8 protein-coding genes and 2 pseudogenes are annotated in these 14,755 nt (G+C 42.4%); 3 read left to right on the forward strand and 7 right to left on the reverse strand.

Annotated features, from left to right (window positions below; translation table 11 throughout):
• Positions 1–107 precede the first annotated feature (107 nt).
• The 6 genes and pseudogenes from V7K42_RS12675 to V7K42_RS12700 form a co-directional block, all read right to left on the reverse strand.
• Positions 108–665, reverse strand: a complete 558-nt coding sequence (locus V7K42_RS12675) for a DsbA family protein (RefSeq protein ID WP_334916633.1) — start codon at positions 663–665, stop codon at positions 108–110.
• A 205-nt stretch (positions 666–870) separates the two neighbouring features.
• A complete protein-coding gene (locus tag V7K42_RS12680) occupies positions 871–1,500 on the reverse strand; it encodes a response regulator transcription factor (protein WP_334916635.1) in 630 nt (209 codons plus the stop codon).
• 8 nt (positions 1,501–1,508) lie between these two features.
• Positions 1,509–7,577: an AAA family ATPase gene (locus tag V7K42_RS12685; protein WP_334916636.1), complete on the reverse strand. Its 6,069-nt coding sequence runs from the start codon at positions 7,575–7,577 to the stop codon at positions 1,509–1,511.
• A 372-nt stretch (positions 7,578–7,949) separates the two neighbouring features.
• Complete coding sequence (locus V7K42_RS12690) at positions 7,950–8,222, reverse strand: hypothetical protein (protein ID WP_334916638.1); 273 nt, start codon at positions 8,220–8,222, stop codon at positions 7,950–7,952.
• Between the two features lie 77 nt (positions 8,223–8,299).
• Positions 8,300–8,641: pseudogene (locus tag V7K42_RS12695) on the reverse strand (4Fe-4S binding protein); the annotation flags it as partial.
• Between the two features lie 12 nt (positions 8,642–8,653).
• Entirely contained in the window at positions 8,654–9,139 is a 486-nt protein-coding gene (locus tag V7K42_RS12700; protein ID WP_334916640.1) for an FAD-binding protein, read from the reverse strand.
• Here V7K42_RS12700 and V7K42_RS12705 point away from each other — a divergent pair.
• Positions 9,094–9,360 (forward strand): annotated as a pseudogene (locus V7K42_RS12705) (ISAs1 family transposase); the annotation flags it as partial. The gene V7K42_RS12700 and the pseudogene V7K42_RS12705 sit on opposite strands and share 46 nt — an antisense overlap.
• Positions 9,361–9,810: 450 nt before the next feature.
• Here V7K42_RS12705 and V7K42_RS12710 read toward each other — a convergent pair.
• Positions 9,811–11,940 carry an ATP-binding protein gene (locus V7K42_RS12710; RefSeq protein WP_334916644.1) on the reverse strand — a complete coding sequence of 710 codons (2,130 nt, stop codon included), beginning with the start codon at positions 11,938–11,940 and terminating at the stop codon, positions 9,811–9,813.
• Between the two features lie 295 nt (positions 11,941–12,235).
• Here V7K42_RS12710 and V7K42_RS12715 point away from each other — a divergent pair, with 295 nt between their 5' ends.
• Together V7K42_RS12715 and V7K42_RS12720 are read left to right on the forward strand one after the other, a co-directional pair.
• Positions 12,236–12,976, forward strand: a complete 741-nt coding sequence (locus tag V7K42_RS12715; RefSeq protein ID WP_334916646.1) for a RibD family protein — start codon at positions 12,236–12,238, stop codon at positions 12,974–12,976.
• Between the two features lie 105 nt (positions 12,977–13,081).
• Complete coding sequence (locus V7K42_RS12720; RefSeq protein WP_334916648.1) at positions 13,082–14,266, forward strand: GNAT family N-acetyltransferase; 1,185 nt, start codon at positions 13,082–13,084, stop codon at positions 14,264–14,266.
• Positions 14,267–14,755 lie beyond the last annotated feature (489 nt).

The following is a 14,755-nucleotide window of genomic DNA, read 5'->3' on the forward strand; positions in this document are numbered from 1 at the left end:
AACTATCTTTTCTCGAAGCTCGACAGAGTATGACTTCATTTAAAGGTATTTATATTTTAATTTAGTGTACCTCATAACAGACGCAAGTGCTGTAAGCATCAAAAAGCTTAATCATTTGCAGCAACAATGGCTGCCATTATCTGCTCAACAGTCCAGCGATCAAGATAGCGAATTCCATTAACAAACAAAGCGGGTGCAGCCTCCACTCCACTTCGTAGTCCACCTTCGATGTCCGCATTGATCCGATTGACATGCACACCTCTGGATAAATCCTGCAAAAATTGAGAAATATCAAGTCCTGAACGATTGGCATATTCCACTAGATAACCATTTCCCAACTCCTGTTGATGGATAAACAGCATCTCATGCATTTGCCAAAACTGCCCTTGAGCCGCTGCGGCTTCGGCAGCTTCCGCTGCTCGTTGAGCATGTAGATGAATCTGTAGTTGAGGAAAATGACGGAAGATAAAACCTAAATTGTTTTCTCCAAACGAAACCTGCAATTGCTGCCCGACAACTTTAATCAATCGATAGACGTTGGCACTTTGAAAACATTCATAATCTCCATACATGACGAAGACTACAGCAGCATTCAATACACCTTGAATATGATCCTGGGTTGAAGGCGGAACGAATAAAGAATAATTATCACGGTTGTAAGTCATGTTTCGGTTTGTATTAAGAAACTTAAGCCTTACAACCCAACTGCGCTAACGTTGCTATGGATTGAATATAGACAATTGGCCTTCTGTTGTCATCCACTCTGGGTTGACATTTTTGTACAATCTAATGATGGATGAACCTGTCCATCTCGCAGTGGAAAGTTGTCTCCAACTTTAGTTGGAATTTGGATAGCAATTTTAGTACAGCTTATAAATTGACAATCCCACGCTTAACAGCAGTAATCACGGCTTGTGTGCGATCGCTCACTCCCAGTTTGCTCAAAATGCGATTCACATGCGATTTGACAGTGCTTTCACCAATACTCAAAGCAGTCCCAATTTCCTGATTACCCATTCCTTGTGCCATCAAACGTAGCACTTCCAACTCTCGTTCACTCAATTCTGGATTGCTGATTCGCTGCAATAATTTTGCGCCCACTTCTGGCGGAATGTATTTCTGACCATTATGAATGGCGCGAATTGCATTCAAAAGCTCGCCAAGTTTAGCATCCTTAAGCAGATAGCCTTGAGCGCCCGCTTGTAAACCGCGATAGATGTCTTCATCACCATCGTAGGTTGTGAGTACCGCGATCCGAGCCTGCTTAAATTCAGCACAAATCGCCATAATGGCTTCAACACCTCCCATTTTGGGCATTCGTAAATCCATTAGTGTGACATCAGGTTGGTATTCTCGAAACGCAGCGATCGCCTGCTGCCCATCTTCAGCTTGAGCGATCGCTGTCATTTCTGGATCGCGGTTAATGATGGTTGCTAGACCCTTTCTGACTATGGCATGGTCATCAACAATCAGCACCCGAATCGTAGTGGATTGGCTCATGATAATTCTCACTCTCGATTGCTAGTAACAGTAATTTCTGTTCCTTGACCCGGTTGGCTTTGAATCGTTAGTTGTGCGCCAATGCGCTCTGCTCGTTCGCTCATTCCTAATAAGCCAAACCCACCGCTCAAAGGAATGCAACCTACTCCAAAGCCCCTGCCATCGTCTTTAACCTGTAAGATACACTGTGTCTCGTTGTATACCAACTTAACCCGAATTTTGCCAGCACTTGCGTATTTAATTGCATTGGTTAATGCTTCCTGCCCAATTCTGAGTAAGTTATTCTCCACTTCAGTTGGTAAGGAATAGGCTGTACCATGAGTTTCGCAAATCAGAGCCGTGTTGATCGTCGATCGCATTTGAGCCACAATCCGATGCAGGGCATTCTCTAAATTACCTTCTTCTAGTAGCCTCGGACGGAGTGCTGATACGGATCGCCTTGCCCCTGCTAGCCCAGCGCGTGCTAGTTCCTCAATCATTTCCAGATGTACTTGGATTGCTTCTGGGTCATCTGCCAGCACTTGTGTTGCTGCTCCCACCTGAAGTAGAATACCTGTGAAGGATTGAGCCAGTGTATCATGAATTTCTCGCGCCATCCGGTTGCGTTCTTCCAGAATGGAAGCTTGTTCAGCACGTTTGCGTTCACGCAGTGCAGCGTTTCGCTGTTCGCTAATGTCAAGAATTATTCCTAGCATCCGCACAGGCACTCCGGCTGTGTCATAAATGCCTCGACCTCGACCTACCAACCAATGAATACTGCCATCTGGATGAATGACTCGATATTCAGCTTCAAAATCAGTATGAGTTGCTAGAGCTGTTGTAATAGCTTGCTCGACCCGATAAATGTCTTCTGAATCAACGCGATCGCGCCATGCCTGATAGCTGCTTTCAACCTCACCGGGAACTAACCCCAGCAATCGAGCATAATTGTCATTCCAATCTACTTCGTTCTCCTTGATATTCCAGTTGCAACTACCGATGTGCGTGAAGTCCATCGTCAGCCTGCGTTGCTCCTCACTCTGTCGCAAGGCATTCTCTACTCGTTCGCGCTCTTCAATTTCCTGCGAAAGCAGCAAAGTCCGCTCAGTAATTTGCTGTTCTAAGGTTTGGTTGTAGTCAGCTAGAAGTTTCTCTGCTTGTTTGCGCTGAGTGATGTCTTGAAAGGCTACAATCGCATAAGCTACCTTGCCCTGTTCATCAAAGACTGGCGTTCCCCATGCCTCAATGGGAATAATAGTCTCGCCTTGATGAATCTCTAAATTATCCGTTCTTGTACGTTCGCCTTTTAACGCTCGGACGATTGGCATGTCCTCAGGGGAACAGTTTTGATCCGTTCCAGCCAGGTAAACTTGATAAACCTCTGCAAGATGATCTGGTGTCGCGGTAGGATCAACGCCTTTGCCTAGTAACTGAATACCTCGTTGATTGACATAGTAAGGGCTACCAGTCGCATCTAAGACCCCAATTCCCACTTGAACCGCTTCTAAAAATTGATTTATCTGACTTTTGCCGTCGCGGAGCTTTGAGTAAAGTTTGGCATTTTCAATCGCGATCGCTGCATGGGTAGATAATAGATTCAGAAGTTGCGATCGCTCCGGTGTAAATGCCCCATTTGCCAACTGATTTTCTAGATACAACACACCGATAAGCTTGCTTTGATTGAGCAGCGGTAAACAAAAGACTGATTGAGTCTGGTGGTGTTGAATGTAGGGATCATTAATGAAAGTACCTTCACGAGCCGCATTATTGAGAATGACCGATTCATGCGTTCGGATCACGTACTGAACAATTGATTCCGGTAAGCGATTTGCTATTGAAACGGATTGCAGCACTTGCATAGCACATATCTGCTCACCATCATTGAGTTCGCAAGCAGCCTCAATCACCCATTCACCTGAGTTTTCTAGAATCAAATATCCGGTTTGTGCACCTGCATTCTCGATTAGAATCTGCATCAGCGAATGAAGTAACTGATCGAGTTCAATTTCACGAGAAATCGCCTGTGATGCTTTCATCACTGCGACTAAATCGAAAGCAATAGGTGAGCTATTAGAAGTAGTTCCAGCAATAGTGTGGATTGGCGTATAAGTTGCATTTGATGACTGAGGAAAGAAGTGTGGATAGCAAGTTTCTAAATCTTTAACCTTTGCAATTGCTCCCCACCGTTCATAGCAGTAGTGCGCTTCCTTCATGTAGAGCTGGGCAAACTTCTCCCGACCCCGTTCTAGATAAAACTTAGCAGCTAATTCATAGGCTAATGCTTCTTCTTGAAGATACTCATTGTCTCTAGCCCCAAGAATTGCTTGTTCATAGAATTCTTCTGCCTCCAGCAACTGACCTAAAACCCGTGCGGTTTCGGCTTGCACCAAGTGATATTTATGCAAATAATTCATTGGTGCATGATGTGCCCAGTGCTTCATTTTTTCCTGGCTTAGGACAACTTTTTTAAGGATTTCTTGCTGTGTCTCAATGCTGCTTTCAGGATATGTTGCAAGTCTTGCTAAAGCATCATAAAAGTAATAAAAAGGCCCAAGAGTCGTGCCCATTATTGGGATGAAATAGCGCTCTGCTATCGCTGAATTTTCAACTGCCTGAGCATACTTAGAAAAAAGATAGAACAGGAAAAGTTTATTAAAATGGACATTAAAAATGGCTGTTCCATCATTTACCGCTTTATGTTGGGGCAATCCACTCTCCTCATTGTAGAATTTACCAACTAAACGAGTTGGATTGACCGAGCAACCCATTAAATTTTCGATCGCCTGATGAAATATTTGATTCCAAGTTAGTACTGTTTTCTGTTTGATTTGACGGATTGCTTCATTGCACGTCTCCATCTCGCGTTCAGCCTCCACGAGTTCTTTCCCAACAGCATAGAATTGAAAGCAATAACAATGAATACAATACGCGGCAAACTCTAAATCCCCAGTTTCAAGACCAATTTGATAGGCTTCTAGTAATGGCTTTAGTGATTCTTTAACATGCTCTTTCCAATGAAAAATAAACTCATGCACCGTGAACAATGTTCTAGCTCTGAGTGAATGGGTATTCGGCTGTGACAATAGCCTGAGAGCAAGCTGTCCAAACTTGTAGCCAGACTCGATATCTCCGATCATTTCACAAAGAATTAACCCAAGGATGGCATAGGAAAAGGGAGACACAAATGCATTGCCATACTGGGTAGATAAGTTGACCTGTTTATATGTAAGTAGCGACAGTAAATTAGGAGTCGCAATTTTGGTAGTAATCGTGATGCTTGACAGGATTCGCATCGCTGCTAATTTATCCGGCTCACTCATTTCCGGCAAACAGATTAAGTCATCGATTGATTTCTCTCTAATTAGAGATTTGATCGCGTCTAGTTCAAGTTGAATATCTGACTGACTTGGATGTTGCGGAAAACTAATTCCCAATTGTTGCAAAACTTGCAATGCTGTATTGATCGCATCTAATAGCTGGCTCTGAGCGATGTATGTTTGAATTTTGATATCGTAAATTTTGACGCTATCGAGAACTGTTTTAGCCTCTTGTAAAACGGCTCCTGCCCATCTTTCTACATCTTCAAAATCGCCACAAAGGAAGGCAACTTCTATTGTTTGTATATATAACTCTAAAGTCAAGTCATAGTTTGTTTGCCAGCTAGAGGCTTCTAGCCATACTCTGCCTGTCGCTAAATAGTTTTTTGCCGTCTCATAAGCGATCGCAGCTTTTGCTTTTTGACCTGCAATTAAATTTAATCTACCAATTTCATTGCGTTCGGGTTGATTGGTAATCAGTTCAATCCCATGATTAAGATGATCGACAATTTCAAACAGCCGCTCTGATATTCGCTCTAGTGAGGTCTTTTTTAGTAGATTACGACCGATTTGTAAATGAACAATTTGTTTTTGTGACTCATCTATTAAGATATATGCTGCTTGCTGGACGCGATCGTGCAAGAACTTATACTCTTGAATTAACAAGTTTTCATCTAATTCAGATAGTGCTTGAATTAATCCGACTTGTATGGCTGCTAGTAAATCTTGAAAAACCGTTTCAGGTGGTTTATCGCAAACAATCGATAGAGTATCTAAATTAAATTCAGCACCAATACAAGCTGCTAACTGGAGAATTTGCTGTGTGTTTTCTGGTAATTTATTTAATTGGATCAGTAGCAACTCCACCATATTATCGGTAATATCCTGGGCTTGAATATCAGCTATGTTCCATTGCCAGCATAAGTGTTCAACATCAAATGTCAGCAGATTTTCGCTATACAGCATTCTCAAAAATTCATTGACAAAGAACGGATTGCCCTCAGTTTTACGCAAAACTAACTCAGCTAAGGGACGAACGATGTCTGCATTCCGATGCAGCGTCTCGGCAATTAACTGACTCAACGGGCCCAGCGTTAATGGTGTTAGGGTAATTTCCTGAAGTACTACCCCTTGTTTTCGCAGTCTCTCAAGCATTAATGCTAATGGATGCGTTGGCTTCACTTCATTATTTCGATAAGCTCCAATCAAAAATAGTGATTGGGCTTGCTCATCCAGCAACATCAACTCAATTAAATTCAGCGTTGCTGAGTCTATCCATTGCAAATCATCTAAGAATATCACCAGGGGATGTTTTTTTGAACAAAACACTCGCACAAATTGCCCAAAAATCCGATGAAAGCGATTTTGAGCTTCTGTTGCGCCAACTTCCGGTACAAGTGGCTGCTTGCCAATAATTAACTCAACTTCCGGGATCACATCAATGATGATTTGTCCGTTGCTTCCCAGAGCTGTTAGAAGGTGCGATCGCCACTGTTGCACATACCCGTCAGGCTCACTAAGTAATTGCTGTACCAATTTTTGTAGAGCAACCGCGATCGCACTGTAGGGAATATTGCGCTGAAATTGATCGAATTTACCAGAGATAAAATAGCCACGCTTTTGGGTGATTGGTTTATAAATTTCCTGCACTAACGCTGATTTGCCAATGCCAGCGTAACCAGATACCAACATCATTTCAACTTGGAATTTTGGGTTGCCCGTTTGTTGGGTTTGTGAAGTTGTTTCTGAATTGTTTGGTAAAGCAGCAACAGGATTTGACTGTGGACACACTACGCGAACGAACGCCGCCAGTAACATTGCAACTTCCTTATCCCGTCCATAAAGTTTTTGGGGAATTTGAAACTGACCCGAAGCATCTTGAAGCCCAAGTTGAATGCTAGAGATTTGACCGATTTCTTCTAATTGTTGAACACAGATTTCTAAATCCGCTTTGATTCCCCAGGCACTCTGATAGCGATCTTCTGCATTTTTCGCCATCAGTTTGATAATGATATCTGAAACTGGCTTAGGAATCGTTGTATTTATTTCATCAGGTAAAACAGGCTGTTTAGCTATGTGACAGTGGACTAGCTCAAGGATATCCGTTGTGGGAAACGGCAGATGTCCAGTTAGCAGTTCGTAGAACGTCACACCAAGGGAGTAAAAATCGGTGCGGTAATCGAGTAAACGGTTCATCCGCCCTGTTTGCTCTGGAGATAGGTATGCAAGTGTCCCTTCTAAAACATGAGGACTTTTGAAAGTCGGATTCGTGCGGTTAAATTGGGTGGCAATCCCAAAATCAATAATTTTAACAACGCCAGTATCCAGATTGAGGACTATATTTCCAGGATTGATATCTTTATGAATTACATTGGCTGCATGGATTCTGCCCAGAATGTCGCAAACAGCGATCGCAAGATTTAGAAAAGTCGATAAAGGTATGGGGCAAAAGATATCTGGACGCTTGTGTATCCATTTCTCTAGGGACTCTCCCCCAAAATCTTCTAAGAGAATCACCAGAGTGCGTTGATAGTCCTGCTGGCTGTATGCTTTGATGACTCCTTCCAAGTTGAGCGAACGGGTAATTTTATATTCCTGTCTGTAGCGAGTCAGTTCTTGGGGAGAAGGATAATCAAGCTTTAGCATTTTTACGACGATCCCTACTCCATCGTCTCTCATGCCTCGGTACACTAGAGAGTTAAAACTTTCATATATCTTGTTTTGAATGGCAATACCAGGTAGAGCAATCATGGAGTAACTCTTGAGAGTATGATCTGGCATACCTCAAACTATACAGCAATTCTTATTCTGAGAATAATTACTTGCTGTTTGCTCCCATCGAGAATAAGTTTTATGAAATGAGAGATTGATAACTAAACTTTAATTTCCGACTTCAAAACATTCAACACTTTTTCTTCCAAAGCGTTTAAATAAGGTCGATTTAGCTTATCCATCGGCTCTAAAAAGTTCTGCACTGATTCCTCTAGCATGCCCGAATATACTCAACTAATGTGATCGTAGCCGAGCAATCACTCCGAGAGAAATGCCAGTTATCGACATCTTTCATCTTCTGAGATTCTATTGAGTTTTGTTAATTTCTAGCCAATTGAAACTGCAACCCAAAGACATTGGATGTCAATTTGCCAAATTTGTTTAGGGTGTTATCTTTCCTCCATATTCAGACTCCAGAACACCCAATAATTTTTCTTCCACAGCAGTCAAATAAGGACGATTCAGCTTACCCAGCATCTCCAAAAACTTCTGCACCCATTCCTCCAGTCCACTTGAATACATCCGATTGATGCGATCGCAAATCACCCGCATCTGCTCACACTCGGCAGGCAAGTAGTTGTACGACTTTAGGTGCTGCAATCCAACCGTATATTCGCCATCCCAGGTTCTGACGGTGCAACTGAATTCTCCCACATGGCTGACTATCCCCCAACACCCACCCTTACCCCTGAGTTCGAGGTTGTCTTTTGCAAGTCTTTGGCAGACTTCGCCGATTTGGTAGGTGTTGGGTACTTTCGTTCCAGTTTATGAGCCGTATCTAATTCACTATTGTTTTTTCTACCATATCCCCAACCCAAGAGGCGACGATATTCACCCATGATGCCACTTTCAATTAAATCATCCTCCCTGACTTCTATATCGGTATGAGATTCAGGTGCAACATACAGTGCATCCGCAGGACAATATGCCTCACATAAGAAACAAGTTTGACAGTCTTCCTTGCGGGCGATCGCAGGTGGTTGGTTGGGTACGGAGTCAAAGACGTTGGTAGGACACACTTGGACGCACAAATTGCAATTGATACAGAGTTTATGGCTGACAAGTTCAATCATGATATGCTCCTGCTACAACTTTGATACAGTGGGTGTGGTTTGAGTGGTTTGTACTGTTGATGTAGCGTAGACGCTTTGCGGCTTGTCGCCAGACATCGCATCCGTAATCCAATCACGCCTCACCCAAAGCTTATCTAAGCCGCCTGTTGCTTGGTAATAACGCTGATTTGGATTGGTTTCGGGATAGTCTATGCGAATATGTTCGCTGCGCGTTTCCGTGCGATGTAACGCGCTAAAATATGCCCATCGTGCTACAGCCGTCAAAGCAGCCGCTCGACGAGAAAATTCCACATCGCGCACACTATCTTGTTTCGGGTTCCCTTGTACTTGCTCCCATAGTTTCTCTAATTTAGCGAGAGAATCCAAAAGTCCCTGCTCAGAACGCAAATAATTCTTCTCCAAAGGGAACATCTCGGCTTGTACACCGCGCACGATCGCTTCACTTTGGTAGTGCAATTCGACAGCATTGGGGAATAGAAAATTCTGTTCATTGGACATTGGATGTCACTTTCGGTGAGGATGAATGTCGGATTCGTTCTCTGCACAGCCCACAGAATTTTGCTTTCCTACGTCGGATTACTCTCAATGCCTTGGAACGAGAAACATTTTTTCATCGCAGTATTCGCCAAAAATCACGGCGAGCCGCGATGAATGATCAGTATACAGCGCTTCCGGCTATTATGCAATACAGTTCTCCTCTTAACCCTGTCCTGTCATAGCTTTCAGCTTTGAGGATGTACCTCATAGCCGCCGGAAGTGCTGTATGGTTTCTGTCTTAGCGGCGGCTCTCCCAAACTCAACACTCTCCTAGAATCCACCTGTCAACAGGGTTTGAGATGCGCTAACCCTGGGTAATGTAATTGACAAGATGCTCGTTTTGAATCGTTGGCTTTTGATATCCTTCACGTCGTTTTGCCTCGTATTTGTCCATTTACCTGATACTGACGCAGTAGAGCTATTTAATAACGTTTCTAAATCAGGGTCAAAACCATAGCCGTTAGCAGGCAAGAGTTAGGAGTTATAGCATTTGAGATTTTGGACTGTGAAAGAGTTAATGAACCAGCTTCTTAGAAATTCATCTGTCGCAATTATTTTTCAAATTTAAATTATGAATTACGAATTAGTGCGATCGCAATCCACTCCACCTTTGAATTCAAGTCTAGCAAGGATTACCTATCAGAAGTCCCATTTGCATAAACTTCTGTTTTTGGAAGACTTACCAAGATAGTTTGCTGCGGTGAAAGACTAATCTCGTAAGTTTCATTCCCAAGTAACACCTGGAACTTCATCGACTTCTCTTTGTCTACACCTACTTTTACAGATTTATTACTCCCCAAATAGGGACTTCCCCCAGACTCCTCTAGGCTAGAGTATTGGCTTGCTTTTGCCCCCTTATTCTCAGAGGAAAATCCCAAATCCCCGACATTTTCATCTTTTTTTGAAGCAGGTAACAGCGAGATATCAATCAAGGGTAAGGTAATCTTCAGTGTCGTACCTTGATGAAGTCCCGTACTCTCAAGAGTAATGCTACCTCCCATGAGTTCTATTAAGTTTCGTGAAATTGCTAATCCTAGTCCAGTCCCTTCAAACTGGCGTGTGGTTGTGCCATTCACCATCACAAAGGGGCGAAACAGTTTGTGTTGTTGCGCGGGATCAATGCCTATACCTGTATCTTTAACTATTACCACTACTTGAGATTTACCATTACTAGATTGAATTTCTGTAGCAATGGTGATACTTCCTGTGTCAGTGAACTTAGTGGCATTGCCGATAACATTAATCAACACCTGCTTCAGTTTTGCCGCGTCTGCCTTAATTGGTATCGCTTGAGGATCTAACTCGCATTTCAATTGCAAGCCCTTCTGTTGAACATTAACTGATTGTAAATTAATCACCTCTAATAATATTTTTCGGAGGTCAAGAGGTGTAGTAACTACAGAAAGCTTACCTGCTTCAATTTTAGAAATGTCGAGTAAATCATTAATAATATTTAGCAAATGAATCGTTGTTTCATCGGCACGTTTGAGAAAGTCCATTTCTTCTTCGCGACTATCACATAAGCCATCTTCAACCACGCGAATGCAGTTAATAATAGTATGTAATGGGTTTCTCAATTCATGAGAAGTTGTAGCCAAAAACTGGCTTTTAATCTGGTTAGCAGTTTTTGCCTCTTTCCAAGCTATTTCTAATTCTTCCGCCCCAGCTTTGAGCCGTTCTACCATTTGGTCTAATGCTTGGGCCAGTTGATTGAACTCCCGAATTTGGAAATTGTGCGGAACTGGTTGTGCGGCGTGGTGAGAGTGAATATTGAGAGCGTAATCTCGCAATTCTTCTACAGGGCGTGCCAAGTAAGGAGCTAGATATAGGGATGCTAACAAACTTGCACCAATCAAACCAACGGTTAAAACAATGAGAATTAGTTTGATTTCTTCTAAACCAAAAAGCGCATTATCAACACTAGTAACAGCTAAAATTATCCATTTTTGCTGCTGTTGTTGGCTAAGTGGATTTGCAATAGCTGTATAGCCAGCTACTAATTCGTTCCCATCTTTAAAAGACAAATTTACCGAATCGTTTTTTCCGGCAATGGCATTTTTAATTATGCTCTTGAGTTGGGAAGAATTTGGATGTTGATTGATATTAGTTCCCACCCAGTCTGTGAAGGGATGTGCCAAAATCGTGCCATCTTCAGCAATCACTACCATAGCGCCTGTGAGCGATCCCGGCTGATTTCTGGTTTGTTGGTACAATGCAGACTCGATACTTAAGCTATAAACTAAATTTCTGCGGCTATCGGAGACTGGTGCAGATACCACTAATTGCAATTGATTCTGTGTGTTTCTTTTTCCAGTCATTCCTGCTTTAGGCGGGAAGATTGCTTTGACATCAATTCCATCACTAGGCAAAGGTAATGTCAACTCCCCAATAGCCCTATCGCCACAGCTACTGGCAATTATTTTTTGGTTTAGCAGATCCGTTAATTGGATACACTCAATATTGGCTGGAAGTTGTTGCTTTAGCTGCGTGAGAATTTGTTGCTCTTGTATAGAGGAACTCGATGGAATCACCGTTGTTTTACTTACACTCAGCAAATTAGCTTTTAAGATTGCGATCGCATCGCCAATTTTCTCTCCTTTACTGATGGCGCTTTCTGTTAAATTTCGACGCGCAGTTCCCAATATGCTAGAACGTGCCTTATTCAAGGCAACAATCTCACCTATAAGTAAAACTGGAACGAACAGCAGCAATATTCTCGTTACTAAAATTCGACGAAAGGAAGATTGGCGGTAATTAGTCATCGAGTGTCTCACTTTGCATCTGCAAACCACAACAGCAAAGATATGTAATTAGACTGGCTAGATGAGACATTTTATTAAATTATCAGAATTTTATTTTCAATGTTTAAAAATAACAAATTGCTATAATTCAAAAAGAAACGTAGTATACCAAAACTCGTATATGCTAAATTTAAAAACTGTTCTGGTTGCATATAAATACAGTGATGAAATTGTAAAAAAATAACTTGCAGGCATGGATTTTTTTTGAGAATCTACATACGAACAAAGAAAATATTCAAACTATCAAATCAATTTAATGTTGCAACATCGTCCTCATACTACAGTTGTTTTAGCAATGAGTGCAGATGGTAAGATAGCAGACTTTAGGCGATCGCCTGCTCGGTTTGGTTCAAGGGCTGATAAAGCACATCTAGAAAAACAAATCGCTACCTCTGATGCGGTTTTATTCGGTGCTGGTACTCTTCGGGCCTATGGAACAACATTTACTGTATCAGATCCAACTCTAGTGCAACTTCGGGCACAAGAAGGGAAGCCTCCGCAGCCAGTTCATATAGTGACTACACACTCTGGAAACCTCAATCCGGAAATTAACTTTTTTAAGCAACCAGTTAGACGCTGGCTACTCACGACAACACTGGGAACACTTTCATGGAAAGGACGTTTACAGACGCTTCCCGCAACTCTGGGAACCGAAGCACAAGAGCGTGATCCAGAATTTGAGCAGATTCTGGTTTTTGAAACACCAAGGCGAGAAATTGACATTCTTGCAGCTTTGAAGCATCTAGCCAATATAGATATAGCACGGTTAGTGGTCTTGGGTGGAGGTGAATTAGTCGCTTCCCTGCTGGGCTTAGATTTAATCGATGAATTATGGTTAACTGTCTGTCCTCTGATTTTAGGTGGTAGTACCGCACCTACACCTGTAGAAGGGAAAGGATTTTTACCCGATTTAGCTCCCAAGTTGCAACTTTTAGAAGTTCATACAGTTGAGCAAGAAGTGTTTTTGCACTATCGCCTGCAACGACCAGCAGATTAGATTACGCTAAGTAAAGTTATTGGTCATTGGTCATTTGTCATTGGTCATTAGTTCTTTCCCCTGCTTCTTCCCCAGTTCCCACTCGCTACTCCCTACTCCCCTAATATGGTGGAACAACTTAAGCCTCGCTATTCTGTCGTTTGGACGAATAAAATTGCTGAAGTACCCCAAAATGCCTGGAATGCTTTGGCAATGCCACTCAAAACGCCATTTTTAGAATGGGAGTGGCTAAACAATATCGAAACCTCTCAGAGTGCTACGGCTAAAACTGGTTGGTTGCCAAATCACTTGACATTGTGGCGTGATAGAACACTGATTGCGGCTGCGCCACTTTATCTAAAAGGACATAGTTCTGGTGAATTTATTTTCGATCACCAATGGGCAGAGTTAGCCGATCGCATCGGAGTCCAATATTACCCAAAATTGCTGGGAATGACACCATTTACCCCGGCTGAAGGTTATCGGTTTTTAATTGCCCCAGGAGAAGATGAAGATGAAATCACAGCGATGATGGTGCATGAAATTGATACTTTTTGCTCTAAAAATCGGATTTCTGGATGTCATTTTCTTTACGTCGATCCTCAATGGCGGCCGATGCTGGAACGGCATGGCTTTACAACTTGGCTGCACCACAGTTACGTTTGGGAAAATGCTGGGTTTAAAACTTTTGATGACTACTTGAAAGTTTTCAACGCCAATCAGCGCCGTAATATCAAGCGGGAACGCAAAGCTGTGGAGAAAGCAGGTTTACGATTGCAAGCCCTGACTGGTGATGAAATTCCTTACTCTTCATTTCCTTTGATGTACCAGTTTTATGCTGACACCTGTGATAAGTTTGGCTGGTGGGGTAGCAAGTATCTTACACAGCGATTTTTTGAGCAGCTAAACGCCGATTATCGCCATCGAGTCTTGTTTATTGCTGCATATAGCGAGGAAGATAAGTCTCATCCTTTAGGAATGTCCTTTTGTTTGTTTAAAGGTGACAAACTCTATGGACGTTATTGGGGGAGTTTCCAAGAGATAGATTGTTTACATTTTGATGCTTGCTATTATGCACCCATCGAGTGGGCGATCGCTAATAATATCCAAAGTTTTGATCCTGGTGCGGGTGGCCGCCACAAAAAACGGCGCGGTTTCCCTGCTATGCCCAATCACAGTTTGCACCGCTTTTACAACAATCGTCTAGGACAAATTATCCGTCCATATATTAAGGAAGTGAATCAACTCGAACAGCAGGAAATTGAGGCGATTAATGCAGAGTTGCCATTTAGTGAGAAAAATCTTTCTTGAAAAGGGGTATTTCGACTTCATTTTCCCCCCTTTGTAACCCGCATTTATCACAAGCTTGATGGGCAGAAGGGAGAACTTGGATTTGAACTCTCCCCTACTCCCCTGCACAAGCAAAGGTTTTGAGAGATATGGGACTTCCAAGAAATAAATTATCCAAATGAAACGAACCACAGAGACACAGAGAACACAGAGGAATGAGGAGGAGAGAGTTTTTTGAGTATTTTTTTATTTGGAAGTCCTTATGGTGAGAAATCCGGGTTTAAGAGGTTGAATGAACAAGTATTTCGCTATAATTTTAGGCACTCTTAGATCCCCCCTAACCCCCCCTAAAAAGGGGTAAGAATCAAAGTCCCCCTTTTTAAGGGGGATTTAGGGGGATCTAGAACTTTTAATACCGACAAGAGGACTTTTCAAACATCTTCTAAGGCAATAGGGGGGATCTAAAAGTACCAAAAGTCCCAGTAAAAAACTTTTCAAACAACTTTTAAA

It is taken from the genome of Nostoc sp., assembly GCF_036917455.1.
Taxonomy (GTDB): domain Bacteria; phylum Cyanobacteriota; class Cyanobacteriia; order Cyanobacteriales; family Nostocaceae; genus Nostoc.